We start from the raw sequence: 26,059 nt of genomic DNA on the forward strand, positions 1-26,059 counted from the left end.
GGAAATCCAATTCTGTTGTAGTACAAGTCATTGGCTTATCTTGATGGAGCAGAGGTGGGGCAGGACTGATTCAGGCAGTTGTAAAAAACGCGACTGTTCCAGTTATTGAGACAGGCACAGGCATTTGCCATGTTTATGTAGATGAAACAGCGGATTTGAACAAAGCCTTGTCTATTGTGGTCAATGCCAAGACGAGTCGACCGTCTGTTTGTAACTCTGAAGAAGTACTCTTGGTGCATGAAACCGTAGCAGAGCAATTTTTACCGATGCTGGAAAAAGGTCTTGCTGGTAGTGTAGAATTGCGGGCAGAAGAAAAGGCCTTGCCTTACTTCAAATCAGCTATTCTTGCTAGCGCATCGGATTTTGACACAGAATTCTTAGATTATATTTTAGCTGTTAAAGTTGTGTCTAGTGTGGAAGAAGCGGTGCAACACATTGGCCAACATTCGACAGGACATAGTGATGCCATTGTGACAGAAAATGCAGAACATGCTACCTACTTTACCCGTTCAGTTGATTCGGCAGCGGTTTATGTCAATGTATCAACGCGTTTTACAGATGGTGGGGAATTTGGTCTCGGCTGTGAATTAGGCATTGCTACTCAAAAGATGCATGCGCGCGGACCAATGGGATTACATGAAATGACAACTTACAAATATATTATAAAAGGTGATGGACAGATCCGAGTATAGGAGAAAAAGATGAAAATTGGATTTATTGGTCTAGGAAATATGGGCACAGCTGTGCTACAAGCTATCGCAAAATTAGAGGAACATGAACTCCTTTTGAGCGATTATAATGTCAAAAAAGCAGAAATCATACAAGGACAATACGGAGGACATATTGTCTCTAATCAAGACATTGTGAAAGAGGCAGAAGTTGTGTTTCTGGGGGTGAAACCTCATTTATTAAATGGCTTATTGGATGGATTGGCGCAGGATATCCAACATTCTTCTGTGCAACTCTGGATATCAATGGCAGCTGGCGTGCCTCTCAATCAACTAGGCAAATATCTCCCACTTGACAACATTGTTCGAATGATGCCCAATACCCCTGTCGCTATCGGTAAAGGGATGACGACTTTTTCTACTGTAAAGTCTAAAAATGCTGTACTTTTCAGTGACTTGATGGCTGCATCAGGAGAGGTGAAAGAAATGCCTGAACAGCTTCTAGACGCAGCGACAGCGATTGCTGGATGTGGCCCTGCCTTTGTTTATGAATGGATAGAAGCGATCACCAAATCAGGTGTCCAGCATGGACTAAGTGTAGTAGATGCTCGTTTCTTAGCTAGCCAAACCTTGATAGGTGCAGCCGAGATGGCCTTTTATACGGGCAAGCATCCTGCTCAATTACGAGATGAAGTGACGTCCCCAGGGGGAGCGACTATTGCGGGCTTAGAAGCTATGACTCAGGCAGGATTTCAAGCGGCTGCGATGGCAGGTATTACCCGTGCGCTAGAGCGTACCCGAGAATTAGGACAATAGTGTATAAATTACGTTTGCAAAAAAAGAAGCATAGTGGCTCCTTTTCACTGTTAACGGTTAGTTTTACTGCTGTACTATAGTTAGTATAAGAATAGAAAAACGCTTAAGACTATCTCAAGCGTTTTTGTTGTTAATTAAGGACGTTTTCTCTTTTCCTTAATCCATTGACTGACATTGGATAAGGTTGGATTTTCAGCTACTTTTTCTTTTTGCTGCTGTAAAAACTCAGAGAAAGTCTGAGGTACCCCATTTTTGTGGACTTTATCTTGTAATTTTTTCCATTTTTCCATCAAGGCGTGAGAGGTCCGCTCATAGGCCATCTCTAGAATTTCTTCTTTAGATTTATAATTTCTATAGAAGGCATTGCGGGAAACCCCAGCTTTTTGCACTAATTCAGAAATAGAAATTTGAGCTAATTCCTTCTTTTCAAGCAAAAAGAGGAGGGCAGTTTCAATAGATTCGCGGGTTAGTTGATTGGATTCTTTGTTAGATTGATAAAGGTTTTTCAGAGACTTAGGGGAAATATTGCGTTTTGACATACCTTCTCCTTTATAATTGTGACAGCCGAATGATTCAGAGATAAGTTGAAATGGGTTTCATGTTATAATTGTAAAAGAAGATAGTCTGCTTGTCAAATAAAAGAGCAGGTTCTTCGATGATTGAAAAAGATTGGAAAAAATATGACAAAGTGGAAAATTGTAGCTGACTCTGGCTGTGATTATAAAGAATTAGTAAACTTAGCGCCTGACACGGTATTTGAGAGTGTTCCATTATCTATCCAAGTGGATGGGACTGATTTTGTAGATGATTCACATCTAGATATTGATTACATGATGAATGCCATGTATACTTCCTCCAAAGCAGCAAGTTCTGCCTGTCCAAGTCCTCAAGCTTTTGCAGCTGCTTATGAGGGGGCTGAAAATGTTGTGGTGATTACTATCACGGGTGGTTTATCAGGCAGTTTTAATAGCGCGCGTGTTGCCAAAGAAATGTTTCTTGAAGACCATCCAGGGGTGAATATTCACTTAATTGACAGCCTATCAGCAGGTGGTGAAATGGATTTGTTGGTTGGTGAAATGAATCGTCTGATTGGTCAAGGCCTTGCGTTTGAAGAGTTTGTTGAGGCAATTACAGCTTATCAGCAGAAAACAAAGTTATTGTTTGTGTTGGCAAAGGTCGACAATTTGGTGAAAAATGGCCGCCTCAGCAAGTTTGTTGGAACTGTCGTAGGACTGTTGAATATTCGAATGGTTGGAGAAGCTAGTGCTGAAGGCAAATTAGAATTGCTACAAAAAGCTAGAGGCCATAAGAAGTCAGTGACGACTGCATTTGAAGAAATTCAAAAGGCAGGGTATGCTGGTGGTAGAATTACCATTGCACATCGCAATAACGATAAGTTCTGCCAACAATTCACAGACTTAGTTCATGCAAGCTATCCACAAGCAGTGATTGAATGTCTTCCAACATCAGGTTTATGTAGTTTCTATGCAGAAGAAGGCGGCCTTCTGATGGGGTATGAAACACACTAAGTAGTCAAACAATTCTATCAGAATAAATGAATAATGGAAAAGAGGTGATTTCACCTCTTTTTTGCTGGAGAAAATCGAATTCTTGCATTTCTAGAATCTCAGGCGTATAATAGTAAGGTTATTAAAAGGAGATGCTATGTATTTACTAAAGAAACTTTCTTGGTTTTTTAAGCTCGAAAAGCGGCGTTATATTGTTGGAATCATTGCGCTAGGGCTTGTGAGTGTGTTTAATTTAGTTCCCCCTCGCGTGATGGGGGAGGTGATTGACCATATAGCCGGTCATGATTTGACCTTGCATCAGCTATTGGTGAATGTTTTTTACCTAGTAGTGGCTGGCTTTGCGATGTATGGTTTGCGTTATGTTTGGCGGATGTACATTTTAGGAACAGCCAATCATCTGGGGCGCATTCTACGTTTTCGCTTGTTCGAACATTTTACAAAAATGTCTCCGTCCTTTTACCAACGTTTTCGGACGGGGGATTTGATGGCTCATGCGACCAATGATATTAATGCCCTGACCATGACAGCAGGAGCAGGAGTGATGTCAGCAGTCGATGCTTCTTTGACTGCTTTGGTTACACTTGCAACGATGTTCGTGTTACTAGATTGGCGTTTGACCTTGATTGCGATTTTACCTCTACCGTTTATGGCTATGGGGACGAGTGCGCTAGGACGTCGTAATCACACAGCCTTTCGAAATGCACAAGAAGCCTTTTCTGCCCTCAATAATCATGTACAAGAAAGCGTGTCAGGGATTAAAGTCATCAAGTCATTTGGCTATCAAAAGGATGAAATTGCAGCTTTTTCAAAGACCAACCAAGAGGTTTTTGAAAAGAACATGACAGCTGCCAAGTACAATGCCCTTTTTGATCCATTAACGCTGACCTTTGTTGGTTTGTCTTATGTGCTGACTTTAGTCGTTGGTGGCTTGTTTATCTCGCGTGGTGAATTAACTATTGGAGAATTGGTGACCTTTATTACCTATTTGGATATGTTGGTCTGGCCGTTACAGGCAATGGGTTTTCTCTTCAATGTCATTCAGCGTGGTTCTGTTTTTTACGAACGGATTGATAATCTGTTGGCGCAAGAGTCTGATATTGAAGAGGCGAGCAATCCTCTAACTAGCATTCAAAACGGCGATTTAGCCTATGATATTGACCAATTTTCATATGACGAACAGGTGACCCTATCCAATGTCCATTTTGGCTTGAAAAAAGGTCAGACTTTAGGAATTGTTGGGCCGACTGGGTCTGGGAAAACGACCTTGCTCAAATTGCTCTTGCGGGAGCGTGACGTGGAGGAGGGGAATATCCGCTTAGATGGTCATGACATTCGCGATTACCGCTTGAAGAATCTTCGAAGCCTTATGGGTTACGTTCCGCAGGATCAGGTTCTCTTTGCCATGAGTATTCGGGATAATATCCGCTTCGCCAATCCACAATTACCTGATGAAGTCGTGGAAAAAGCAACGAAACTTTGTGGAGTCTATGAAGATATCATGGCCATGCCAGATGGTTTTGATACCATCATCGGAGAGCGTGGTGTTTCCTTGTCAGGTGGACAGAAGCAGCGGATCGCGATGAGTAGAGCCTTGGCGATGGATCCAGATATTCTCATGCTGGATGACTCTCTTTCAGCGGTAGATGCTAAGACAGAAAATCTGATAGTGGAGAATTTGAAAAATGAACGAGAAGGCAAGACTACTATTATCACTGCTCATCGTTTATCAGCTATTGTCCATGCAGACCTGATTCTGGTCATGGAAAATGGCACCATCAAGGAAAGTGGTACTCACGAAGAATTGATGGCAGAAGAAGGTTGGTACTACGATACTTACCAATCGCAGCAACTCACAGAAAGTTTGACAGCAAGTCTAGAAGGAGGGATGGCATGAAACAATCAGTCTTAAAGCGCTTGATGAGCTATTTGTATCGGTACAAATGGTTGACTTTAACAGCCCTCTTCTTTATTTTGCTAACGACTTTGACACGAACAGCGATTCCCTTGGTCGCCCAGTATTACATTGACCATTTTGTGGCAAACGACGCGGCACAGGCAGGTTTGATGCTTTTAGTTGGTTATTACGCACTCTTTCTCTTGCGAATTCTTTTCACCTACTTAGGGAGCTATACTTTCTCGCGTGTGGCTTACAGTATTGTGCGTGATATGCGGCAGGAGACCTTTGCTAATGTGCAGGCCTTGGGAATGTCCTTCTTTGATAAGACCCCTGCTGGTTCGATTGTCTCACGGATTACCAATGATACACAGGCTGTTGCAGATATGTTTGGGACGGTTTTTGCTAGTTTTATTTCTTCCTTCTTTATCTTTACAGCCACGCTGATTACCATGTTGCGACTTAACTGGCAATTGACCCTCTATATCCTTCCTTTCTTGCCAGTAATCTGGGGATCAGTTTGGCTCTATCGAAAACTATCCAACCATTTGGTTATGATGACGCGGAGCAAACTCAGTGACATCAATGTCAAATTGTCTGAATCCATCGAAGGGATGCGGATTATCCAAGCCTTTCGCCAAGAAGAACGGTTAATCAATGAATTTGAAACCATCAATCAAGAACACTTAGATTATGCCAATCGTTCTATCAATGTCAATTCACTCTTCCTTCGTCCAGCCATGTCTGTCTTGAAGGTTTTGGCCTATGCAGTGATTTTGACCTTCTTTGGTCTCAACTGGCAGACAGCGACCTTTACAGCCGGTCTCATGTATGCTTTTATCCAATACATCAACCAACTCTTTGATCCCTTGATTGAAGTGACGCAAAACTTTGCGACTTTACAGACCTCTATGGTGTCGGCTGAGCGTGTCTTTGCGATGATGGACCAAACAGTCTATGAACCTGTTCAAGCCGATTCTACAGCCCGCATTGAAGCTGGAAATATTGAATTTAAAAACGTCAGCTTCTCCTATGATGGTAAACAAGATGTCTTAAAAGACATTTCCTTTACAGTCAATCAAGGGGAAACAATCGCTTTTGTAGGACATACAGGCTCTGGGAAATCCTCCATTATCAATCTCTTTATGCGCTTTTATGAATTTGACCGTGGGCAGATTTTGATTGATGGGGTGGATATTCGTGATTACAGCCAAGAGGAATTACGTAAGTCAATTGGTCTGGTCTTGCAGGATCCGTTCCTCTACCATGGAACGATTGAATCCAATATCAAGATGTACCAAGAAGATTTAACACGCGATCAGGTCATTGCTGCAGCAGAATTTGTAGATGCGGATGACTTTATCTGCTGTCTACCAGATGGCTATGATCAGCCAGTCAAAGAACGAGGCTCGACGTTATCATCTGGTCAGCGCCAGCTCATTGCCTTTGCCAGAACGGTGGCAGCTAAGCCTAAAATTCTCATCTTGGACGAGGCGACAGCCAATATTGACTCAGAAACAGAAGAAGTGATTCAGCATTCTCTGAAGAAAATGCGTCAGGGTCGCACGACCATTGCCATTGCCCATCGTTTATCCACTATTCAAGATGCCAACTGTATCTATGTGCTGGATAAGGGACGGATTATTGAAGCGGGAACGCACGACGAACTCCTAGCTCTGGAAGGAACCTACTATAAAATGTACCAACTTCAGTCTGGTATGATGGAGAACTAGAGATAGAGAAAACGAGTTTGGGACAAAACTCTGAGCAATAAAACAAAAAACGAACAAAGGTTATCTCTTACATATTGAAAGAGATAACCTTTGTTCGTTTTTATGTACATTTTATTGGAAAAGTAGATTTATTGGTATAGATTTTCTAAACTCAAAATCTTTTTGTTTCAGCCTTGTTTTTTTATGATAATACCTATGTAAAAAGTTATACAGTTAGCGAACACGTTTTATATACTCTTTAGCCATCTCTGTTATTTTATCAAATTCTCCAATTGCAGAAAGTTTATTAAATTCACCACCGATACCAATCGCATCAACGCCAGCTTTAAACCAATCAGTGGCATTATCTAAATTGACTCCACCGGTTACCATTACCTGTACTTGAGGAAGTGGTGATTTAAGAGAGGAGATGAAGGAAGTACCAAGTGTACCTCCAGGGAAGATTTTGACAATTTCACAACCAGCTTCAAGAGCGTTTGTGATTTCTGTCAAAGTCATACATCCAGGATAGTAGGGAATAGCATAGCGATTGCAAAGGCGAGCAGTATCTGGGTTAAACGATGGAGAAACGATAAACTTTGCGCCTGCAAGGATGGCTGCGCGAGCTGTTTCCGCATCAAGAACGGTACCAGCTCCGATAATCACATCTGGGTTGCTAGCATCATATTGTTCAGATAAGGCTTCAATAACCTGAGTAGCTTTGGTATTTGTGTAAGCTACTTCGATTGCTGTGATACCACCGGCGATACAAGCCTGAGAAGACTGGAGCGCTTCTTCAAGGCTGTTCCCACGGATAACGACGACAACCTTTTGTTCCAATAATTTGAGGTTAGTTTCTGATTTTGTCATAAGCTTCTCTTTTCTAACGAATAATATCTTTTGCTTGGTTGAGGACTTGATTGACATGGTGAACAGATTCAAACATGTTATCCCCTTCCAGAGTGCATTTGAGGGTGGCGCTAGCGACGGCGAAGTCAACAACGGTTTGAGGTTCTGCGCATTCGGTTAATTGATAGAGTGCGCCTGCCACAAAAGCATCACCACTGCCAACGCGTTGAAGAACGGCAGTTTTCAGTTGTGGAGAAACCGTGAAATTTCCATTACTTGTCGCCAAGTATGCTTGATAGATGTTGCGACCCCATTCGTCGTTTGCGCGATAGGTATGAAAAATCGCTTTAAAATCATAGGTTTTGAGTAAGGCTTGCATTCGATCTTTTATAGTCTCAGAAGTTGCATTATCTCGATTAAAGAAGGCAGTATCTGTTGCATTTACCATTAGAGGTTCAATCCCAAAGCAGTAGTCTGCGTAGGAGGCAAAGTCTGAAAAAACTTTTTTAGCTTCATCTGGAGATATGAGACGACTTCGAAAATTGAGATCAAAGGAAATAAGAATCTGTCGTTTCTTAGCTTCTTCAAGTAAAATGCGCAGTTGGTCACGGATGGATTGCCCCAGTGCGAGTGTGATGCCGCTGAAATGGAAGAGACTTATATCTTGAAAAAGATGATCAAAGTCTACATTCTCCATCTTGAATTCGTACAAACTGGAGTGAGTACGATCGTAGATAACTTCACCTTGGCGACAACCCATACCATTTTCCAAGAAGTAAATACCAATTCGGTTTCCTACACGCTGAATGTGCTCGGTATTGATCTGATTTTGCTGAAGAAATTGTAGGAAACAATCTCCCATACCGTTAGCTGGAAGTGCTGTTGCTAATTTCGTCGAACAACCAAAAGCTTGAAGAGAACGAGCAATATTAACTTCAGAGCCACCAAAGTAGAGTTGGCTACTACAACTATCGGAGAAATGTGTGAAGCTTGAGGGGCTAATTCGTATCAATGGCTCGCCGAAGAAAAGAATGTGAGACATGATGAAAGTCCTTTCAGAAGATAATGGTTTCACTCCAAAACGAAACGCTTTGGAGTGAGTGTTTTTGTAACGATAAATTATACCAAAACAGATTGAATATAATCTGCAATTTCTTGGTTTTGACAATTAGCACAGAAATATTCTTGGAAGTGTTCGCTAGCGATTGCTCCTTTCAAGAGTTCTTGATCAATGTTTTTAAATACTGTTAGGATATCAGTATGTGTTACTTTCTTGACATCATTCAAAATACGAGCGTTGCGTTGTTCAAAGACTGCGCGATCTTTAGGATAGCCGCCACCGACTTCATCTTCAAAGAGGCGCTCAAACATGTAGCGGAGATTGAGTTCAGCCCCCCAACCAAATCCTTTAGCAAATGGAAGGGCAAGTGCGTTTCCGCCATTTACTTGAGAGAAGAGGTAGGCGTCAAGAGGGTCGGCAGCAAAACCACATATAACACCGGGGAAGCTGTTACAAGCAAGCATTGCCCCCATACCAGTTCCACAACCTGTGATGACAAAGTCAGCAGCGCCAGAGTTGAGAAGAATCGCTGCTAGGATACCGTTTTGTACATAGGTCAAAGAGTTTTCTCCTTCAATACCATACATACCATAATTGAATACCTCAAAACCTTTCGCATCTGCAACGGTTTTCAATGCGTTGAAGATGGTGGTATTTTTTGCAGCTTGGCTGTTTTCGTTAATCAATGCAATTTTCATGTTCTTATTAAGTCCTTTCATTTATGTATATATTTTATTATTTTTAAGGTTGTTTACCAATATAAGCCAGGATACCACCATCTACATATAGGATATGCCCATTTACAAAGTTAGAAGCATCACTTGCGAGAAAGACAGCAGGGCCAGCTAAGTCATCGGCTTCCCCCCAACGAGCAGCAGGAGTTTTAGCGATGATAAATTGGTCGAATGGATGGCGAGAACCATCTGCTTGCAATTCGCGAAGCGGTGCAGTTTGTGGTGTTGCGATATAGCCGGGGCCGATACCATTACATTGGATATTGGCTTCGCCAAACTCAGAAGCAATGTTTTTTGTCAGCATTTTCAAACCACCTTTTGCGGCAGCATAGGCGGCAACTGTCTCTCGTCCGAGTTCACTCATCATCGAGCAGATGTTGATAATTTTTCCGTGTCCCTTTTTAATCATACTTGGTAAGACGGCTTTGGAAACAATAAATGGTGCGTTCAGGTCAATATCAACAACTTGACGGAAATCGCTAGCTGTCATGTCAAGCATGGGTTCGCGTTTTATAATACCAGCATTGTTGACGAGGATGTCAATCATTCCAACTTCTTTTTCGATTTGAGCGACCATTTCTTGAATACCCTCTTCGTCGGTAACGTCACAAACATAACCGTGGGCTTCAATGCCAGCTTCTTGGTAATTGGCTAACCCTTTTTCCAGTGCTTCTTGGTTACGGTCGTTAAAGACGATGGTGGCACCGGCTTTAGCATAGGCTGTTGCGATTGCAAAGCCAATACCATAAGAGGCGCCAGTAATCAACGCAACTTTTCCTTTGAGGGAAAAGCTATTCATAGAGAATTGTTCTGCCATTAGGAATTCCTCCGAAAATTTGTAATTTATTCAGGCAAACCTGTTTACTTATATCCTATCACTGTAAACCGGTTTTGTCAAGAGTAAGCATTTTATTATTTTAAAAAAAAGATGTAAATTCTTTGAAAATAACTGCTAATAGGTACAATAGTAGTCGAAAATTCGGAATTTTGCTGAAATTATAGTCTATCAAAAGATAAGAAATGGGTTTTATTCTAGTAAAAAGTTTAAAAAATTTCAAAAAAGTATTGACACAAAAAAATGAAAGCGTTATAATCTTTTTATAAAAAGTAAACCGGTAAACTCAAAGGGATAGAAGGAGGTCAATTTGATTAAATTAATTGTAATAGGACATGGACACTTTGCGACAGGGATTTTAAGTTCCCTTGAACTGATCGCTGGTAAGCAAGAAGATATTATCGGTATTGATTTTGTAGAAGGGATGTCCTCAGAGGATGTGAAACTTGCTCTAAAAGAAGCCATCGCAGATTCAAAAGAAGTACTGGTGCTAGCAGACTTGCTCGGTGGAACACCTTTCAAAGTTGCCTCAGCCTTGATGGTGGAATTGTCGGATGTCGCTATGAATGTTATTTCAGGAATGAACTTAACGATGTTAGTAGAAGTTGCGTTCGCTCGTATGACTGCTGAAAGTCTAGACGCTTTGGTTGCTAAAAGTGTAGCGACTGGTAAAGAAGGAATTATCGACTGGAAAACCTTGCTTGGTAGTGACGACGAAGAAGCTAATGATTTTGAAGGAGGTATCTAAATTGCCTGCTATTAAAAAAGTAAATATTGAAACCATTGAGCGTTCAGAGTGCTTCTTGAATACTCCTTTATTAACAAAGGCAGAGGTAGAAGCTGCAATTGAAAAAGCCTTGAAACAGGTTTACATCAATATGGGCTACTTTGGAGAAGATTATCCCACTCCTGCAACTTTTGACAATATCTACCAAGTGATGGATAACACCGAGTGGACTAATGCCTTCTGGACAGGCTGTCTCTGGCTATCTTATGAGTACAGCCAAGATGAGAAAATAAAAGATTTAGCGCATAAAAATGTTTTATCATTTTTAGAACGTGTGAACAATCGTATTGAATTGGATCACCATGACCTTGGTTTTCTTTACACACCATCTTGTATGGCTGAGTATCGTATCAATGGCGATGAAAAAGCGCTTGAAGCTTCTATCAAAGCAGCAGATAAGCTAATAGAACGTTATCAGGAAAAAGGAGGCTTCATCCAAGCTTGGGGTGAACTTGGTCACAAGGATCACTATCGTTTAATTATTGATTGTCTGCTCAATATCCAGTTACTCTTCTTTGTTTCTGAGCAAACAGGGGATCCTAAGTATAAAGAAATAGCTGAAAATCATTTCTATGCTTCAGCGAACAATGTCGTCCGTGATGACGCTTCGGCCTTTCATACTTTCTACTTTGATCCAGAAACAGGAGAACCCGTTAAAGGGGTTACCCGTCAAGGCTTTAGTGATGATTCGGCATGGGCACGAGGACAAGCTTGGGGGATTTATGGGATTCCACTGAGCTATCGCAAGATGAAAGACGAACAACAAATTAGTCTCTTTAAAGGGATGACAAACTATTTTCTAAATCGTCTTCCTGAAGATAAGGTTTCCTATTGGGATCTGATTTTCGGAGATGGCTCAGGACATGCTCGCGATAGTTCTGCGACAGCGACAGCTGTCTGTGGTATTCATGAAATGTTGAAATACTTGCCAGAGGTAGATGAAGATAAATTAACCTACAAGTATGCCATGCACGCCATGCTTCGCAGCTTGATTGAAAATTACACGAATGATGAATTTGTAGAAGGTCGTCCCCTTCTCTTGCATGGTGTCTATTCTTGGCATTCAGGCAAGGGGGTCGATGAAGGAAATATTTGGGGAGATTACTATTACTTAGAGGCCCTGCTTCGCTTCTACAAAGATTGGGAGCTCTACTGGTAAAACATTTGCGTTAGGGTATAGTTTTAAACCCCACACTTATTATCGTTAATAAAATAAAAAAATTTAGGAGGCTATTATGTCAGGACCAAATATTGTGATGACTCGTGTTGATGAACGTTTGATTCATGGACAAGGACAGCTCTGGGTGAAATTCCTAAGCTGTAATACGGTTATTGTCGCTAACGATGCTGTATCAGAGGATAAAATTCAGCAAACGCTGATGAAAACAGTGGTACCAGATTCGATTGCCATGCGATTTTTCTCTATTCAAAAAGTAATTGACATCATTCATAAAGCTAATCCTGCTCAAACAATCTTTATTGTTATCAAGGATATGAAAGATGCTCTTCGCTTGGTGGAAGGTGGTGTACCAATTAAAGAAATCAACATTGGTAATATCCACAACGCCGAAGGAAAAGAACAAGTGACTCGTTCGATTTTCCTTTGTGCAGAAGATAAAGATATTATCCGTCAATTGCATGAAAAACATCAGGTTACGTTCAATACGAAGACGACACCAACAGGTAATGATGGTGCTGTTGAAGTGAATATTTTAGATTGTATTTAATAAAGGAGATGACTATGGCAATTAGTTTATTTCAAGCAATGTTAATTGGCTTGTGGACGGCTTTCTGTTTTAGCGGTATGTTGCTCGGTATCTATACAAACCGCTGTATTATCTTGTCGATAGGTGTAGGGATTATTTTGGGCGATCTCCAAACGGCACTTATGATGGGTGCGATTTCTGAACTGGCGTATATGGGATTTGGTGTAGGTGCTGGTGGTACCGTACCACCAAATCCAATTGGTCCTGGGATCTTTGGTACTTTGATGGCTATCACTACTGTTGGAACAGCCAAAGTTATTACCCCAGAGGCAGCGCTTGCCTTATCAACTCCAATCGCAGTAGGGATTCAATTCTTGCAAACTTTTGTGTATACTCTCTTCGCTGGTGCTCCTGGATTGGCTAAGAAGAGTCTAAGGGAAGGCAATATTACAGGGTTTAAAATTGTTGCGAATGGGACTGTTTGGGTCTTTGCATTAGTTGGCTTTGCACTGGGTGTCATTGGTGCTTTATCAACTGAAACACTGACCAATTTATTTGCACTTATCCCACCAGTATTATTGAACGGGTTGACACTTGCTGGTAAAATGCTTCCTGCAATCGGTTTTGCAATGATTCTTTCTGTTATGGCTAAAAAAGATTTGATTCCTTACATCCTTCTTGGTTATGTGCTTGCAGTTTATTTTGGTCTTCCAGTTCTTGCACCGGTTGTAAAAGACGGCTTCCTTACAGCTGTATCAGCTACAGGTGTAGCAGGGGTGCCAACCATTGGTGTTGCACTTATTGCCACAATCTTTGCCTTGATTGATATTTACAAGAAACCAGCGACGCCAGCTTCAGAAAACAAGACAGAAGGAGACGAAAAAGATGACTGGATCTAAAAAATTAGTAAAATCAGATTACATTAAAACAGCACTTCGCGCATTTTTCTTGCAAAATGGTTTTAACTATAGTAATTACCAAGGAATTGGGTATGGGAATGTCATTTATCCAGCTCTGAAAAAATTCTATGGAGACGATAAAAAAGCCCTTAGTGAGGCTTTGGAAGATAATGTAGAGTTTTATAACACCAATCCACACTTCTTGCCATTTATCACAAGTTTGCATCTGGCAATGCTTGAAAACAAACGTCCTAAAGAGGAAATCCGAGGAATTAAGATGGCACTTATGGGACCTCTTGCTGGTATCGGTGATTCTTTATCACAGTTTTGTTTGGCACCACTCTTTTCTACGATTGCTGCATCTCTTGCAATGGATGGTTCGATTCTTGGACCAATCTTGTTCTTTATCTGTATGAATACTGTTTTAACTGGTATAAAATTGGGGACTGGTCTCTATGGATACAAATTGGGAACGAGCTTCATTGAAAAATTAAGTGAGCAGATGTCAGTGGTTTCACGTGCTGCAAATATTATTGGCGTGACGGTTATTTCTAGTTTAGCAGCGACACAAGTTAAAATGACGATTCCGTTCACATTCCAACCTTCTGTGGAAGCCGCCGGAGCTGCACAAAAGATTGTAACAATCCAAGGTATGTTGGATAAAATTGCACCAGCTCTCTTGCCGGTTCTTTATACAGCATTGATGTTCTACTTAATTAAGATTAAAAAATGGAATACTTACTGGCTTGTCCTTCTGACAGTTGCTATTGGTATTATTGGTAGTTGGTTGGGCATTCTGGCATAATAAGATAGCTAGAGATCTATCGTTTTATAGTAAATAAAGGATTAGGATTCTGGTTATAGAACTAATCCTTTTATATTAGCAGAATAGATATGAAACAGGGGTCATGTAGGGATATTTTGGATCTTAATGCAGAGCTATAACGATATTCATGATATAAAATCAAATCTTATCAAAATAATCTGAACTCATTTATAACCTTGCTAGCTGATGCCCTCATAGGAGGTAGTATCTGTGTGATAGATGGAGCAATAGAAAATAGGTAAGTTATTCTCGATAACAAAAAATCGTAATTTTTTCCGATTCAAACAGTAAACATTGCTACTTATGTGTGATATACTAAGATTATAGAAAGAAAGGAGTATTCGTGACTTGCGGGAGAAGATAACCATTAAGACGATTGCTGAAATGGCTAGCACGTCGAAAACAACAGTATCTTTTTATCTCAATCAAAAATTCGACAAGATGTCAGAAGAGACGCGTAATCGAATTCAAAAAGTCATTGAAGAAACAGGTTATCAACCAAGTGTGGTGGCTAGAAGCCTGAATTCAAAACAGACTAAGATGATTGGTGTTTTAATAGGTGATATTACCAATTCTTTTTCCAATCAGATTGTCAAAGGAATTGAAAATGTTACTAAGCAGAAAGGTTACCAAATTATTATTGGTAATAGTAATTATGATTCTAAGCGTGAGAGCCAATATATTGAAAGTATGTTGGACTTAGGAGTAGATGGTTTTATTATTCAACCAACTTCGAATTTTAGGAAGTATTCACGTGTGATCAAAGATATGAAGAAGCATATGGTTTTCTTTGATAGTCAGCTCTATGAACATAAGACGAATTGGGTTAAGACTAATAACTATGATGCCGTTTATGATATGGTGCAAGGATGTATTGAAAAAGGCTATCGTAAATTTATCATGGTAACAGCGGATACCAGTTTATTGAGTACTCGTATTGAACGTGCTTCTGGGTTTGTGGATTCTCTGACTGATAAAGGATACGATTATGAAACTTTGGTGATTGATAATACCCCTGTAATGGAAGAGGATATTATTGCTTTTTTGAAGAAAACTGTGCCAGCGGATGAAAATACACTTGTATTTGCCCCTAATTGCTGGGCGCTTCCGACGGTTTTATCGGCTATGAAGAAGTTAGAGTTTGATATGCCAAGAGTTGGGTTGGTTGGTTTTGATAACCTAGAGTGGACAGACTTTTCAACTCCCACGGTTTCAACAATTGTACAACCTGCCTATGAAGAAGGTGAGCAAGCAGCCCAGATTTTAATTGATGAAATTGAAGGTAACGTGCAAATAGAAAAACAGCAGATTTTTGATTGTCAGGTAGCATGGAAAGAATCTACTTTATAAAAATTTAATGCAAAGGTCAGTTCTACAGTATAAAAAAAGCAAATCCGTTTAACCTATTCGGATTTGCTTTTTCGTATTTGATAGAACTGGCAATAAAAATTAAATTCGTTGTTGTTTTCATCTATTTAGAATTTTTGTTGAGAAATCCATTGTAGATTGTGTTCTAAATCCTCATCATGAGAGAGAATCAGATAGGTGTACTGCTTGCTCTCTATGAATTGGGCTGAGGTGAGGCCGTGTTTGAAGCGAACTGTTAGTTGCTGAGGCTCTAGTTGCAAGACAAGGGTCTCAGTTGCTATTTGATAAGGGACAGCAAGTGGATATTGCTCCAATAGACCAGCGATTTTTTCGTTTACTAAGGTTTGTTTTTCTTGGAGGAGGCGGGTGTTTCGGGCAAACATTCCATTGTCAATATAAAGAGAGAGCGCCATTTGCATGATGAGATTGGTATCGTAGTCAATCAACCCCTTATCCTTCAGAAATCCATCCATTAAGGTCGGAGGAAGGCAGACACCACCAATCCGCAGGGCGGGAAAGAGGGTCGTTGTAAAGGATTTGATGTAGATTACTCTATCTTGCGTATCTAGGTAGTGGAGTGGCAGCGACTTGCTCTTATCAAAATCAGCCAGATAATCGTCCTCAATAATATAAACCTCATATTGTTGAGCCAATCGCAGAATTTCTTTTTTCTCTTCTAAAGAGTAAGTCGTTCCTAAGGGATTATGAAGACGAGGAATGGTATAGAAAAACTTGATAGTCCCCGTTTGAAAGAGGGATTCCAGTACCTTTAAATCAATCCCGTTCAGCGTTCGTTCAATGGTCTGGAAGGGGAGGTGTTGTTCTTCTACCAGAGTTCGCATTCGGTGGTAGGTCGGTTCTTCCAGTAAAATATCCGTCCCCTGATTGGGAAAATCCATCCGTGAAAGAATGTAGAGGGCCTGCTGTGTTCCAGCTGTAATGACAATCTGCTCTTTTTTACAATAAACATCATAGTCCATCAAAAGCTGATGGACAGAGTGAATCAGTTCTTCTAATCCCTCTTGCTGGTGATAGTAGTTGAAGAGGTAATCTTCCCGACCAATCAAACTTTCATTCAGACAGGTTCTAAAGTCCTCGTAGGGGAGTTGCTGAAAGTCATTGGGGTCTAGTTGTAATTTTTGCTCTTGAAAATCCTTATCTTCTAAGATATAGTACCCACTTTTTTCCACAGCATATAGGACATTTTGATATTTTAATTCTGACATTGCCTTTTGTACAGTATCCTTACTACAACGATACTGTCTACTGAATTGGCGAATAGAAGGCAATTTTTGTCCTCTTGTAAAACGCCCCTCCTCAATTCCTGAAAGAATATCCTGAATAATCACCTGATATTTACTTGTCATAAACTGTCCCCTTACAGATTCTTGGCTCTATTGTAGCTTATTTCCATTGAATTGACAATATCTGAAGACCTAAATGGACGTGTCGTTTTTTCGGAATTGACTAGGAGACACGGAGTAAAATTCTTTGAAGGCTTTTGAAAAATAGAGTGGATCAAGATAACCAACAGAATAAGAGATGACTTTGATAGGCTCTTGCGTATTTTCCAATAATTGCTTGGCTCTCTTCATTCTGGTTTGAAGCAGGTAGTCTTTAGGGCTTACATGATAATATTTTTTAAAAAGAGTTGTTAGATAGCTGCGATTAACGTTGAGTTTTTGGGCAATGGAAGAAATAGATAGACCATCAATATTGTAATGTTTTTCAATGACATAACGACATTCCTGACACAATTTTTCTGTTTGATTTAATTCGTGAGAGGAAGCATTAGGTGAAAGGATGCTTAATTCAAAGAGGAGCTTATAGGCCTGACTGAGTAACTCTAGTTGATTACTTGTCGTACGCTCTTTTTCTTCAGCTTGAGTAATGAGCTGGATCATTTGGCTAGCTACCTTTTTCGTTGCTTGCTTTTTATTATGCTGGAGATAGGCCACATCGCCTAAGCTCGATAAGCCAAAATAAAGATCTGTCTTATTTCCCCCAATTCCAATCCAATAATAAGCCCAAGGGTCTTCTTGGTCGGCTTGATAAAAAGTAACCTCATTGGGTTTTAGTAGAAATAAATCTCCTGCCGAAAGTGGGATTTCCTGATTTTTTATGCAAAAAATTCCTTTTCCTTTTGAAATATAGTGGATAACGTAATTTTCCCGAATAGCTGGACCGAAGGAGTAGGAAGGAGTGCATTCTTCGTAGCCGTAAAAGTCAATGGAGAGATCCATTGTGTCTGTATTGAGTTCAGAAAAAAACATATTTGATTTCACCTCGTTTTAGAATTACTAACATTTTACCATATTTTACTAACAAAATTCCATTTTTTAAAGCGCTTTCAAATGATAGAATAAAATCAATATTACAGGAGGAGTTGAGATGATTGAATACCAAGAATCAGCTTTATTGTTCCATTTAAAGACAAGAAGTTTTTCTTATATCCTACAAGTGTTAGAAAATAAACTCCTCGTTCACCGATATTTTGGAAAACGAGTGGAGCACTTTAGTCCAGATAACAAAATAACATATTTAGATAGAGCTTTTTCACCGAATCCAACGAGCAAAGATAGAACTTTTTCACTAGATACCCTACCGTTAGAGTATAGCAGCAATGGATTGGGAGATTTCAGAACCGCAGCCATTGAAGTTACCTGTGAAAAAGGAACAGCATTGGATTTGCGTTATCAAGCGCATCGAATGTATAAAGGGAAACCAGCCTTATCAGGATTACCTGTTAGTTTTGGGGACGAAGATCAAGTGGAGACACTCGAAATCGATCTTTATGATGAGTTGACGGATGTCACCGTGACCCTTTTCTACAGCGTCTTTGAAGAAGCCAACTACCTGACACGATCTGCTGTGATTAAAACAGGAAATCAGCCAGTAAAACTAGAAAAAGCGTTATCATTGACACTGGACTTGCCTCATAAGGACTTTACTCTTCATACCTTAACAGGGCGATATGCTTATGAAAAAGAATGGACGAAGACACCGTTAACACAAGGGAAATACTCTGTTGGGAGTATTCGCGGGGCTTCCAGCCATTCTCGAACACCATTTATCGCTTTAGCAGACCCTAATGCTACAGAGGAACAGGGCGATATCTATACCGCTCAATTGGTTTACAGTGGCAATTTTACAGCTTTTGTGGAAACAACTGCCCTCCAGACGACACGTTTGGGGATTGGCTTGGATGATGAGAAGTTCCGTTGGCAATTAGCTGCGAATGATTCGTTCCAAACCCCAGAAGCACTTCTGAGTTATACGGACAAAGGTTTCACTGGTTTGACATCAGATAGTCAACATTTTGTGCGATACCATATTGCGCGTGGCAAATGGGCTCATAAGGAGCGCCCAATTCTTATAAACAACTGGGAAGCGACATACTTCCACTTCACAGAAAATAAAATAGTAGAACTGGCCCAGTCAGCTAGAGATGCTGGTATTGAGTTGTTCGTGCTAGACGATGGTTGGTTTGGCAAGCGCAATTCAGATACCTGCTCACTTGGTGACTGGTTGGAAAATCGTGATAAACTCCCTTCAGGTCTGGCTGGTCTTGCTCAAAAAATCAATGAATTGGGGATGGAATTTGGCTTGTGGTTTGAGCCAGAAATGGTCTCTGAAGATAGTGATCTTTATAGAGCACACCCAGACTGGGCTATTCAGATTCAAGGACGGGGTCATACCTATAGTCGTGAACAGTTGGTGTTAGATTTGTCTAAAGATGAGGTGTGTGATTATTTGATTGAGTCTGTCTCATCAGTACTACAATCCGCTAATATTTCCTATGTGAAATGGGATATGAATCGAAATATCACGAATATTCCAGAATATCAAGCCAATCACCAAAAGAATGAATTTTACCATCGGTATATGCTTGGGCTTTACAGGGTGCTTGAAACACTTAACCAACGTTTCCCAGAAGTTCTGTTTGAATCCTGTTCTGGCGGTGGCGGTCGAAATGATCTGGGAATGCTTTATTATATGCCGCAGGCTTGGGCGAGTGACAATACGGATGCGATTGGACGCCTTTCTATACAAGAGGGAACGGGACTTATCTTCCCTTCTATCAGCGTAGGATCGCACGTATCAGCTGTACCAAATCATCAGACTGGACGCATCACCCCTCTGTCTACTCGAGGCAATGTTGCCATGTTAGGTAACCTCGGCTATGAATTGGATTTGCATGCCCTACCTGAACACAAAATCGCAGAAATTACGGAACAGGTAAAAACTTACAAGTCTATTCGGCAAACTGTTCAGTTTGGTGATTACTATCGCTTAAAAAAGACTGATAATACCTATGCTTACAATTATGTGAATGACGATAAGAGTCAAGTTGTCTTCACCTTCGTCAAAATTCTTTCTCAGCCAGAAGCACCACTCATTCAAGTGAAGCTAAGAGGCTTAGATGCAAGTGCACAATATTACTCAAAAGAGTTAGATGCTACTTTTTACGGAGATGAACTCATGAACATTGGCTTAACCATGCCTCATGTTCAAAAAGATTATTTTAGTGTACAATATATATTTCATAAACAATAGGAGGATCTTATGAAATTCAAAACTTTCTTAAAATGTGCAAGTGTTTGTGCATTTGCTAGCTTCTTAGTTGCTTGTGGCAATGGCCAAAGCAGTGACACTGTCCAAATTGAATTCTTCTCGCAAAAACCTGAGATGAAAGCCACTTTGGAAGAAATCGTCAAAGATTTCGAAAAAGAAAACCCAGAAATTGATGTCAAATTCACCAGTGTACCGGATCCAGGAACAGTGTTGAAAACACGTATGGCAAATGAAGAAGCACCCGATATTATCAATATCTATCCACAGAATGCTGACTTTAAAGAGTATGCAGCTGATGGACGTTTTGTTGAATTAACAGATGATGCAGGTCTGTCCAACCTAAAAGCTGGAGCAGCAGATACGTATGCTGTGGATGGTAAAGTCTACTCCTTACCACTTAATGCTAATGCCTATGGTATCTATTACAATAAGACAGCATTTGAAAAGATGGGCTTGAAAGTTCCAACGACTTATGCTGACTTTAAAGAGTTAGTAGCAGCCATCAAAAAAGATGGTTCAGTAGCACCATTTGCCTTGTCATTGGGGGATGCATGGTCACTCAATGGCTATCATCAGTTGGCTTGGATTACAGTTGCAGGTGGTTTTGATGGTGCCCAAGATAAATTGATTCGTAGCGGAAAAGGAGCAATTTCTGCAACCGATCCAGCTACGACAGCTGTTCTTGAACGCTTAGCATTGTTGACAGATAATGGCCAAAAAGGATTTACCGGTGCCAAGTATGCAGATGCAGTAGCAGCCTTTGCCAAAGGTGAAGCCTTGATGATGCCACAAGGGACTTGGGCAGCGACCGTTGTGAATCAGCAAAAACCAGACTTTGAATATGGCATGTTTGCCTTTCCGACAGAAGATGGTAAGACATATACGGTTGGTGCAGCAGATATGGCACTTTCCATCAGTAAAGAATCAAAGCATCAAAAAGAGGCACAGAAATTCTTGAGCTATATCTCAAGCAAAGAAGTCTTCCAAAAATATTATGACGTTGATGGTTCACCAACTGCGGTAGAAGGAGTAGAAACAGAAGGTAAATTCCAAGAAATTGCAGGGGTAACAGAACTTGCCTTTACAGAGTTTCACCCAGTTTGGCTTCAAAGCGAATGGGAATCAGAAGACGAATTTTGGAATGTGACGGTTGAAACGGTCAAGAAACCTGATGCAGCAGAATTAGCGAAAGATTTGAACGCATTCTTTGATCCGATGAAAAAATAAATCAGGTCATTTTATCTGAATAAAGTCAACGAGGAGGTTGGGAGATTATTCTCGATCTCCTCTTATTTTAATCAATGATAGAACAGGGACGATTGACACATGAGAAACTAACCTGTTCTCATATGTCAGTTGTTTCAGTATTTCAATCAGATGATGAGGAGGCAGTTTATGGTAAAAAATAAAGGATTTATTGAGAGGTATTGGGCATATTTATTTGTCCTTGTTCCAATCATGTTACAAGCCTTGTTTTTCTTTTATCCACTTATTCAAGGGATTTTTTATAGTTTGACTGACTGGAATGGTTTGAGTAGCTCATTTAAGGTCATTGGGATTCAAAATTATATAGATGTGCTAAAAGACAGTCATTTCTATACTAGTATTACGTTCACCATTTTGTTTACCATTGGACTATTAGTTGGGGAAATTGTGATTGGTATCTTTATGGCAACTTTACTGAATCGAAAAATTAAGGCGCTTGGTTTTTTCCGAACATGGTATTTTTTCCCAGCTGTTTTATCAACCGTGACACTCGGATTGATCTTTAGCCAACTATTCAACTATGGCTTGCCACAGATTGGTGAGCTGTTGGGAATAGACTGGTTATCTGAGAATCTGCTTGTTCAAGAACATACCGTTATCCCATCAGCCATCTTTGTTGCACTCTGGCAAGGTTTGGCGATGCCGATTATCATTTTTCTAGCTGGTCTTCAAAGCATTCCTTCCGATATACTCGAAGCCGCTGAAATCGATGGTGCCAATCGTCGTCAGAAGTTCTTGAATATTGAATTGCCTTTCTTGCTTCCATCTATTTCTATGGTCTTCATTTTGGCTTTGAAGTCTGGGCTCACAGCTTTTGATCTGATTTTCTCATTGACAAAAGGAGGACCAGACGGCAAGACAGAATCATTGGGGCTCTTAGTCTATAACTATGCCTTTGTAGACAATAAATTTTCGTATGCAAATGCTTTAGCTGTCATATTATTCTTGATTATAGCTATTATTTCTGTGATTCAGATTTCTGTATCACGTAAATTTGAAGTGTGAGGTGTCAGATGGCAAATAAAAAGCAAAAAAATTGGTGGGTTTACCTCATTCTCTTTGCAGGGATCTTGATGATGTTGCTTCCATTGGTGATGACTGTCATCAGTTCTTTTAAACCAACGAGTGAGATTACAGGAAACTTTTTTGGCTTTCCAGAAGAATTTATCCTAGATAATTATATTCGTCTCTTTGAAGATGGTGTTACCCAATACTTTGGCAATTCTGCCCTGATTACAGTAGTCGGAGTAGCGTTGATTATCGCTATTATTCCGATGGCAGCCTTTGCAATTGCCCGGCATATGGACCGTAATAAGGCGTTCGCTATAATGTACATGCTGTTGATTATCGGAATTTTTGTACCTTTTCAGGTTATTATGATTCCAATGACTAAACTGATGTCAACCTTAGGACTTAGCAATATCACAGGTTTGATTTTGCTCTACCTAGCCTATGCAGTACCACAAACGCTTTTTCTCTATGTAGGCTACATTAAGACCATCGTCCCTGCGGATATGGATGAAGCGGCAGCGATTGATGGCTGTGACAAGTTCACTATGTATTGGCGGATTATCTTTCCTTTAATGAAGCCAATGCACGCGACCGTTTTGATTATCAATGCTCTTTGGCTATGGAATGACTTTCTCCTACCATTACTTGTTTTGAACAAAGATCAAAATCTGTGGACACTACCTCTGTTCCAATACAATTACCAAGGCATGTACTTCAGTGATTATGGACCAAGTTTTGCATCTTATGTTGTAGGGATTATTCCAATTCTGATTGTTTATCTCATTTTCCAAAAAAATATTATCTCTGGTATGACCAGCGGTGCTGTAAAATAGAAAAAGGTAGTTTGTATTTTTGTGCAAACTGTCCTAAATTTTCAGCTGGAATGCCCCTATAATGAAAGCGCTATTTTTGTTATGATGAAAGAAATATAAAAATCGGAGGACACAACAATTTATGGCCATTACAAATAAGACGATGCTCATCACTTATTCGGATAGTTTAGGAAAAAATCTAAAAGAGCTAGATGAAAACTTGAGCAAGTATTTCGGTGATGCGGTGGGTGGTGTGCACCTACTTCCATTTTTTCCATCAACAGGCGACCGTGGTTTTGCACCAGTGGATTATGATGAGGTCGATTCCGCCTTTGGTGACTGGGATGATGTGAAGCGTCTTGGGGAGAAATATTACCTCATGTTCGACTTTATGATCAATCATATTTCCCGTCAATCTAAGTATTACAAGGATTTCCAAGAAAAGAAGGACGAGTCAGAATACGCTGATTTATTCCTACGCTGGGAAAAATTCTGGCCTGAAAATCGTCCAACAAAAGAAGATGTCGATTTGATTTACAAACGTAAGGATAAAGCCCCAATGCAGGAAATTGTCTTTGCAGATGGCTCAAAAGAGCATCTCTGGAATACCTTTGGTGAGGAACAAATCGACCTTGATGTGACAAAAGAAGTGACCATGGACTTTATCAAAAAGACCATTGAACACTTGGCGGCAAATGGTTGTGATTTAATCCGTTTGGATGCCTTTGCCTATGCTGTGAAGAAATTGGATACCAATGATTTCTTTGTGGAGCCTGAAATTTGGGACTTGCTGGACAAGGTGCGCGACATGGCAGCAGAAGCTGGAGCAGAGTTACTTCCTGAAATTCATGAACATTATACGATTCAGTTCAAGATTGCGGATCACGACTACTATGTCTATGATTTTGCGCTTCCAATGGTGACGCTTCATGCTCTTTATTCCACTCATACGAATCAATTGGCCAAATGGTTGAAGATGAGTCCGATGAAGCAATTCACAACGCTGGATACACATGATGGGATTGGTGTGGTCGATGTCAAAGATATTTTGACAGATGAAGAAATTGACTTTGCATCAAATGAGCTTTATAAAGTCGGTGCCAATGTCAAACGGAAATATTCTTCAGCTGAGTACAATAATTTGGATATTTATCAAATTAACTCGACCTACTATTCGGCTCTCGGTGATGATGACAAGAAATATTTCCTTGCCCGTCTTATCCAAGCCTTTGCACCAGGGATCCCACAAGTGTATTATGTAGGGTTCTTAGCTGGAAAGAACGACTTAGAGCTGCTTGAAAGTACCAAGGAAGGTCGTAATATCAACCGTCACTACTACACAAGCGAAGAAATCGCTCAAGAAGTAGAACGCCCAGTGGTCAAAGCTCTTCTAAAACTCTTTACCTACCGTAATCAGAGCGCAGCCTTTGACCTAGATGGTGGTATTGAGGTAGCAACACCAAATGAGCATACGATTATTATTACTCGTCACAATGCGGACAAGTCAGTAGTCGCAGAAGCAACTCTTGATTTGAAAGAACTGACTTACACAGTAGTCGAAAATGGAGAAAGATTAGCATTTGAGTAACACTTCGTCTGCAATACTGAGTGCAGGAGTCGTAATCAAAAAAATGAAAAAATCTAGTTGATTTATGGTTAGCAACTAGATTTTTTCATTTTTGTATAGCGCTATTATCCAATTTTTCAAGGACATAGTAAGAACAAAGTGTGAGAGTTTTATGTGATAATTTTCACTTTGTTTTTTTATGAGAATATGATACGATTGTTTCAATTGGAATAGGTTCCCATATATGCGTAATGGAGGTAAAGTATGAGGCATTTTGGAGTGATGTTCAAGACTTTTCGAGAATCAAGAGGTTTACGATTAAAAGATGTGGCAAAGGCTGGTATATCAACCTCTCAGCTCTCACGTTTTGAAAAAGGTGAGACGGATTTGACGATTTCAAAATTCATAGCTATTTTAGATGCCATTAACATGCCTATTGACGAGTTTATGTATGCTGTGCATGATTTTCACCGGGATGAACTAAATGAACTCTTGTCAAAAGTTCGGCATTTTGTATCAACTCACGATATTGAAGGCATGAAACAGTTGCTTCACGCTCAGATAGAATTAGAAAATACAGGAAGGAAATTTCATCGAATCAATACTATTTTATTGAGAATTCGCTTGCAAGATTTGTCGGGAGAAAATTATTACGATGAGAAGGAGTTGGAGGATTTAACTGACTATTTATTTAGCGTAGAATACTGGGGGAATTATGAACTCTTGATTTTTTCAAATACTTTAGATGTCCTAAAACATGATGTTTTCATGGTTTTGGCTAGGGAAATGATCCGGCGCTCAGATTTTTATAAAGAAATTCCTAATAATAGGCGTTTAATTTCCACAATGCTATTAAATGGGTATATCACCTGTATTGAAAGAGGAAAGTTACTTGATGCCTTGTATTTTGAAAAGCAATTAAATCAGTGTTTTTTCATTGAGACAGAAATTTATGAGCGCTTGGTTTTCCAGTATGCTAAACATTTTTATGACTATCGCGAATCGGGTAACCAAGGGGCCATTGTAGGGATGCAGAAATGTATTGAAGCGATGATGTTAGCTGGGAGTGATCAACTGGCACAGATTTATCGTAAGCATTTAGATAATTTGTAGTAATACGCAGATATGGGAAAAATTTTTAGTAG

General features: G+C 40.1%; 23 protein-coding genes and 1 pseudogene. 17 read left to right on the forward strand and 7 right to left on the reverse strand.

Features of this window, described 5'->3' with window-relative positions; translation table 11 throughout:
- Nucleotides 1-50: 50 nt before the first annotated feature.
- Nucleotides 51-692: pseudogene (locus tag A3I9_RS12325) on the forward strand (glutamate-5-semialdehyde dehydrogenase); the annotation flags it as partial.
- A 9-nt stretch (nt 693-701) separates the two neighbouring features.
- On the forward strand, nt 702-1,484 hold the full coding sequence (gene proC / locus A3I9_RS0100950; protein WP_018377210.1) for a pyrroline-5-carboxylate reductase: 783 nt from the start codon (nt 702-704) through the stop codon (nt 1,482-1,484).
- A 134-nt stretch (nt 1,485-1,618) separates the two neighbouring features.
- On the opposite strand, the gene A3I9_RS0100955 is transcribed toward proC, so the two are convergent.
- A complete protein-coding gene (locus tag A3I9_RS0100955; protein WP_018377211.1) occupies nt 1,619-2,023 on the reverse strand; it encodes a TetR/AcrR family transcriptional regulator in 405 nt (134 codons plus the stop codon).
- A 141-nt stretch (nt 2,024-2,164) separates the two neighbouring features.
- On the opposite strand from A3I9_RS0100955, the gene A3I9_RS0100960 reads away from it, so the two are divergent.
- The 3 genes from A3I9_RS0100960 to A3I9_RS0100970 all read left to right on the forward strand — a co-directional run bounded on the left by A3I9_RS0100960 (nt 2,165) and on the right by A3I9_RS0100970 (nt 6,640).
- Nucleotides 2,165-3,013, forward strand: a complete 849-nt coding sequence (locus A3I9_RS0100960) for a DegV family protein (protein ID WP_018377212.1) — start codon at nt 2,165-2,167, stop codon at nt 3,011-3,013.
- 136 nt (nt 3,014-3,149) lie between these two features.
- Nucleotides 3,150-4,907 carry an ABC transporter ATP-binding protein gene (locus A3I9_RS0100965; protein ID WP_018377213.1) on the forward strand — a complete coding sequence of 586 codons (1,758 nt, stop codon included), beginning with the start codon at nt 3,150-3,152 and terminating at the stop codon, nt 4,905-4,907.
- Entirely contained in the window at nt 4,904-6,640 is a 1,737-nt protein-coding gene (locus A3I9_RS0100970) for an ABC transporter ATP-binding protein (RefSeq protein WP_018377214.1), read from the forward strand. The genes A3I9_RS0100965 and A3I9_RS0100970 overlap by 4 nt, the downstream gene beginning before the upstream one ends.
- Nucleotides 6,641-6,853: 213 nt before the next feature.
- Here the strand turns inward: A3I9_RS0100970 and A3I9_RS0100975 are convergent, their stop codons facing one another.
- From A3I9_RS0100975 to A3I9_RS0100990, 4 genes are all read right to left on the reverse strand, one after another.
- Nucleotides 6,854-7,489 (reverse strand): bifunctional 4-hydroxy-2-oxoglutarate aldolase/2-dehydro-3-deoxy-phosphogluconate aldolase, encoded by a 636-nt coding sequence (locus A3I9_RS0100975; RefSeq protein ID WP_018377215.1) that lies wholly within the window; start codon nt 7,487-7,489, stop codon nt 6,854-6,856.
- A 13-nt stretch (nt 7,490-7,502) separates the two neighbouring features.
- The gene (locus A3I9_RS0100980; protein WP_018377216.1) at nt 7,503-8,510 is read right to left on the reverse strand and encodes a sugar kinase; all 1,008 of its coding nucleotides are present in this window, start codon (nt 8,508-8,510) and stop codon (nt 7,503-7,505) included.
- Nucleotides 8,511-8,587: 77 nt separating this feature from the next.
- Nucleotides 8,588-9,226, reverse strand: a complete 639-nt coding sequence (locus A3I9_RS0100985; protein ID WP_018377217.1) for an RpiB/LacA/LacB family sugar-phosphate isomerase — start codon at nt 9,224-9,226, stop codon at nt 8,588-8,590.
- A 43-nt stretch (nt 9,227-9,269) separates the two neighbouring features.
- Complete coding sequence (locus A3I9_RS0100990) at nt 9,270-10,079, reverse strand: gluconate 5-dehydrogenase (RefSeq protein WP_018377218.1); 810 nt, start codon at nt 10,077-10,079, stop codon at nt 9,270-9,272.
- Nucleotides 10,080-10,407: 328 nt separating this feature from the next.
- Between A3I9_RS0100990 and A3I9_RS0100995 the strand changes: the two genes are divergently transcribed.
- From A3I9_RS0100995 to A3I9_RS0101020, 6 genes are all read left to right on the forward strand, one after another.
- On the forward strand, nt 10,408-10,845 hold the full coding sequence (locus A3I9_RS0100995; protein WP_018377219.1) for a PTS sugar transporter subunit IIA: 438 nt from the start codon (nt 10,408-10,410) through the stop codon (nt 10,843-10,845).
- Nucleotides 10,823-12,043, forward strand: coding sequence for a glycoside hydrolase family 88 protein (locus tag A3I9_RS0101000; protein WP_018377220.1), 1,221 nt, complete (start codon nt 10,823-10,825; stop codon nt 12,041-12,043). The genes A3I9_RS0100995 and A3I9_RS0101000 overlap by 23 nt, the downstream gene beginning before the upstream one ends.
- A gap of 76 nt (nt 12,044-12,119) precedes the next feature.
- Nucleotides 12,120-12,611 (forward strand): PTS sugar transporter subunit IIB, encoded by a 492-nt coding sequence (locus A3I9_RS0101005; RefSeq protein ID WP_018377221.1) that lies wholly within the window; start codon nt 12,120-12,122, stop codon nt 12,609-12,611.
- 14 nt (nt 12,612-12,625) lie between these two features.
- Complete coding sequence (locus tag A3I9_RS0101010; RefSeq protein ID WP_018377222.1) at nt 12,626-13,489, forward strand: PTS mannose/fructose/sorbose/N-acetylgalactosamine transporter subunit IIC; 864 nt, start codon at nt 12,626-12,628, stop codon at nt 13,487-13,489.
- Complete coding sequence (locus tag A3I9_RS0101015; RefSeq protein ID WP_018377223.1) at nt 13,476-14,294, forward strand: PTS system mannose/fructose/sorbose family transporter subunit IID; 819 nt, start codon at nt 13,476-13,478, stop codon at nt 14,292-14,294. Before A3I9_RS0101010 ends, A3I9_RS0101015 begins: the two co-directional genes overlap by 14 nt.
- 369 nt (nt 14,295-14,663) lie before the next feature.
- Entirely contained in the window at nt 14,664-15,665 is a 1,002-nt protein-coding gene (locus A3I9_RS0101020) for a LacI family DNA-binding transcriptional regulator (RefSeq protein WP_018377224.1), read from the forward strand.
- 125 nt (nt 15,666-15,790) lie between these two features.
- Here the strand turns inward: A3I9_RS0101020 and A3I9_RS0101025 are convergent, their stop codons facing one another.
- Nucleotides 15,791-17,050 (reverse strand): aminotransferase-like domain-containing protein, encoded by a 1,260-nt coding sequence (locus tag A3I9_RS0101025; RefSeq protein WP_018377225.1) that lies wholly within the window; start codon nt 17,048-17,050, stop codon nt 15,791-15,793.
- A gap of 69 nt (nt 17,051-17,119) precedes the next feature.
- Nucleotides 17,120-17,956, reverse strand: a complete 837-nt coding sequence (locus tag A3I9_RS0101030) for an AraC family transcriptional regulator (RefSeq protein ID WP_018377226.1) — start codon at nt 17,954-17,956, stop codon at nt 17,120-17,122.
- Between the two features lie 118 nt (nt 17,957-18,074).
- Between A3I9_RS0101030 and A3I9_RS0101035 the strand changes: the two genes are divergently transcribed.
- The 6 genes from A3I9_RS0101035 to A3I9_RS0101060 all read left to right on the forward strand — a co-directional run bounded on the left by A3I9_RS0101035 (nt 18,075) and on the right by A3I9_RS0101060 (nt 26,027).
- Nucleotides 18,075-20,240 carry an alpha-galactosidase gene (locus tag A3I9_RS0101035; RefSeq protein WP_018377227.1) on the forward strand — a complete coding sequence of 722 codons (2,166 nt, stop codon included), beginning with the start codon at nt 18,075-18,077 and terminating at the stop codon, nt 20,238-20,240.
- 9 nt (nt 20,241-20,249) lie between these two features.
- Entirely contained in the window at nt 20,250-21,485 is a 1,236-nt protein-coding gene (locus A3I9_RS0101040; protein ID WP_018377228.1) for an extracellular solute-binding protein, read from the forward strand.
- A gap of 168 nt (nt 21,486-21,653) precedes the next feature.
- A complete protein-coding gene (locus tag A3I9_RS0101045; RefSeq protein ID WP_018377229.1) occupies nt 21,654-22,529 on the forward strand; it encodes a carbohydrate ABC transporter permease in 876 nt (291 codons plus the stop codon).
- An 8-nt stretch (nt 22,530-22,537) separates the two neighbouring features.
- Complete coding sequence (locus A3I9_RS0101050) at nt 22,538-23,368, forward strand: carbohydrate ABC transporter permease (protein ID WP_018377230.1); 831 nt, start codon at nt 22,538-22,540, stop codon at nt 23,366-23,368.
- A 121-nt stretch (nt 23,369-23,489) separates the two neighbouring features.
- Complete coding sequence (gtfA, locus tag A3I9_RS0101055) at nt 23,490-24,935, forward strand: sucrose phosphorylase (protein WP_018377231.1); 1,446 nt, start codon at nt 23,490-23,492, stop codon at nt 24,933-24,935.
- Nucleotides 24,936-25,178: 243 nt separating this feature from the next.
- Nucleotides 25,179-26,027, forward strand: a complete 849-nt coding sequence (locus A3I9_RS0101060; protein WP_018377232.1) for a helix-turn-helix domain-containing protein — start codon at nt 25,179-25,181, stop codon at nt 26,025-26,027.
- Nucleotides 26,028-26,059: the final 32 nt, after the last annotated feature.

It is taken from the genome of Streptococcus ovis DSM 16829 (assembly GCF_000380125.1).
In the GTDB taxonomy this organism is placed as follows: domain Bacteria; phylum Bacillota; class Bacilli; order Lactobacillales; family Streptococcaceae; genus Streptococcus; species Streptococcus ovis.

Coding starts and splice junctions, on each gene's coding strand:
- A3I9_RS0100965 (WP_018377213.1), top strand. CDS start 3,150: ATGTATTTACTAAAGAAACTTTCTTGGTTTTTTAAGCTCGAAAAGCGG.
- A3I9_RS0101015 (WP_018377223.1), top strand. CDS start 13,476: ATGACTGGATCTAAAAAATTAGTAAAATCAGATTACATTAAAACAGCA.
- A3I9_RS0100955 (WP_018377211.1), bottom strand. CDS start 2,023: ATGTCAAAACGCAATATTTCCCCTAAGTCTCTGAAAAACCTTTATCAA.
- A3I9_RS0100980 (WP_018377216.1), bottom strand. CDS start 8,510: ATGTCTCACATTCTTTTCTTCGGCGAGCCATTGATACGAATTAGCCCC.
- A3I9_RS0100960 (WP_018377212.1), top strand. CDS start 2,165: ATGACAAAGTGGAAAATTGTAGCTGACTCTGGCTGTGATTATAAAGAA.
- gtfA (WP_018377231.1), top strand. CDS start 23,490: ATGGCCATTACAAATAAGACGATGCTCATCACTTATTCGGATAGTTTA.
- A3I9_RS0101060 (WP_018377232.1), top strand. CDS start 25,179: ATGAGGCATTTTGGAGTGATGTTCAAGACTTTTCGAGAATCAAGAGGT.
- proC (WP_018377210.1), top strand. CDS start 702: ATGAAAATTGGATTTATTGGTCTAGGAAATATGGGCACAGCTGTGCTA.
- A3I9_RS0101045 (WP_018377229.1), top strand. CDS start 21,654: ATGGTAAAAAATAAAGGATTTATTGAGAGGTATTGGGCATATTTATTT.
- A3I9_RS0100985 (WP_018377217.1), bottom strand. CDS start 9,226: ATGAAAATTGCATTGATTAACGAAAACAGCCAAGCTGCAAAAAATACC.
- A3I9_RS0101030 (WP_018377226.1), bottom strand. CDS start 17,956: ATGTTTTTTTCTGAACTCAATACAGACACAATGGATCTCTCCATTGAC.
- A3I9_RS0101040 (WP_018377228.1), top strand. CDS start 20,250: ATGAAATTCAAAACTTTCTTAAAATGTGCAAGTGTTTGTGCATTTGCT.
- A3I9_RS0101035 (WP_018377227.1), top strand. CDS start 18,075: ATGATTGAATACCAAGAATCAGCTTTATTGTTCCATTTAAAGACAAGA.
- A3I9_RS0101050 (WP_018377230.1), top strand. CDS start 22,538: ATGGCAAATAAAAAGCAAAAAAATTGGTGGGTTTACCTCATTCTCTTT.
- A3I9_RS0101000 (WP_018377220.1), top strand. CDS start 10,823: ATGATTTTGAAGGAGGTATCTAAATTGCCTGCTATTAAAAAAGTAAAT.
- A3I9_RS0101005 (WP_018377221.1), top strand. CDS start 12,120: ATGTCAGGACCAAATATTGTGATGACTCGTGTTGATGAACGTTTGATT.
- A3I9_RS0101025 (WP_018377225.1), bottom strand. CDS start 17,050: ATGACAAGTAAATATCAGGTGATTATTCAGGATATTCTTTCAGGAATT.
- A3I9_RS0100970 (WP_018377214.1), top strand. CDS start 4,904: ATGAAACAATCAGTCTTAAAGCGCTTGATGAGCTATTTGTATCGGTAC.
- A3I9_RS0100990 (WP_018377218.1), bottom strand. CDS start 10,079: ATGGCAGAACAATTCTCTATGAATAGCTTTTCCCTCAAAGGAAAAGTT.
- A3I9_RS0100975 (WP_018377215.1), bottom strand. CDS start 7,489: ATGACAAAATCAGAAACTAACCTCAAATTATTGGAACAAAAGGTTGTC.
- A3I9_RS0101010 (WP_018377222.1), top strand. CDS start 12,626: ATGGCAATTAGTTTATTTCAAGCAATGTTAATTGGCTTGTGGACGGCT.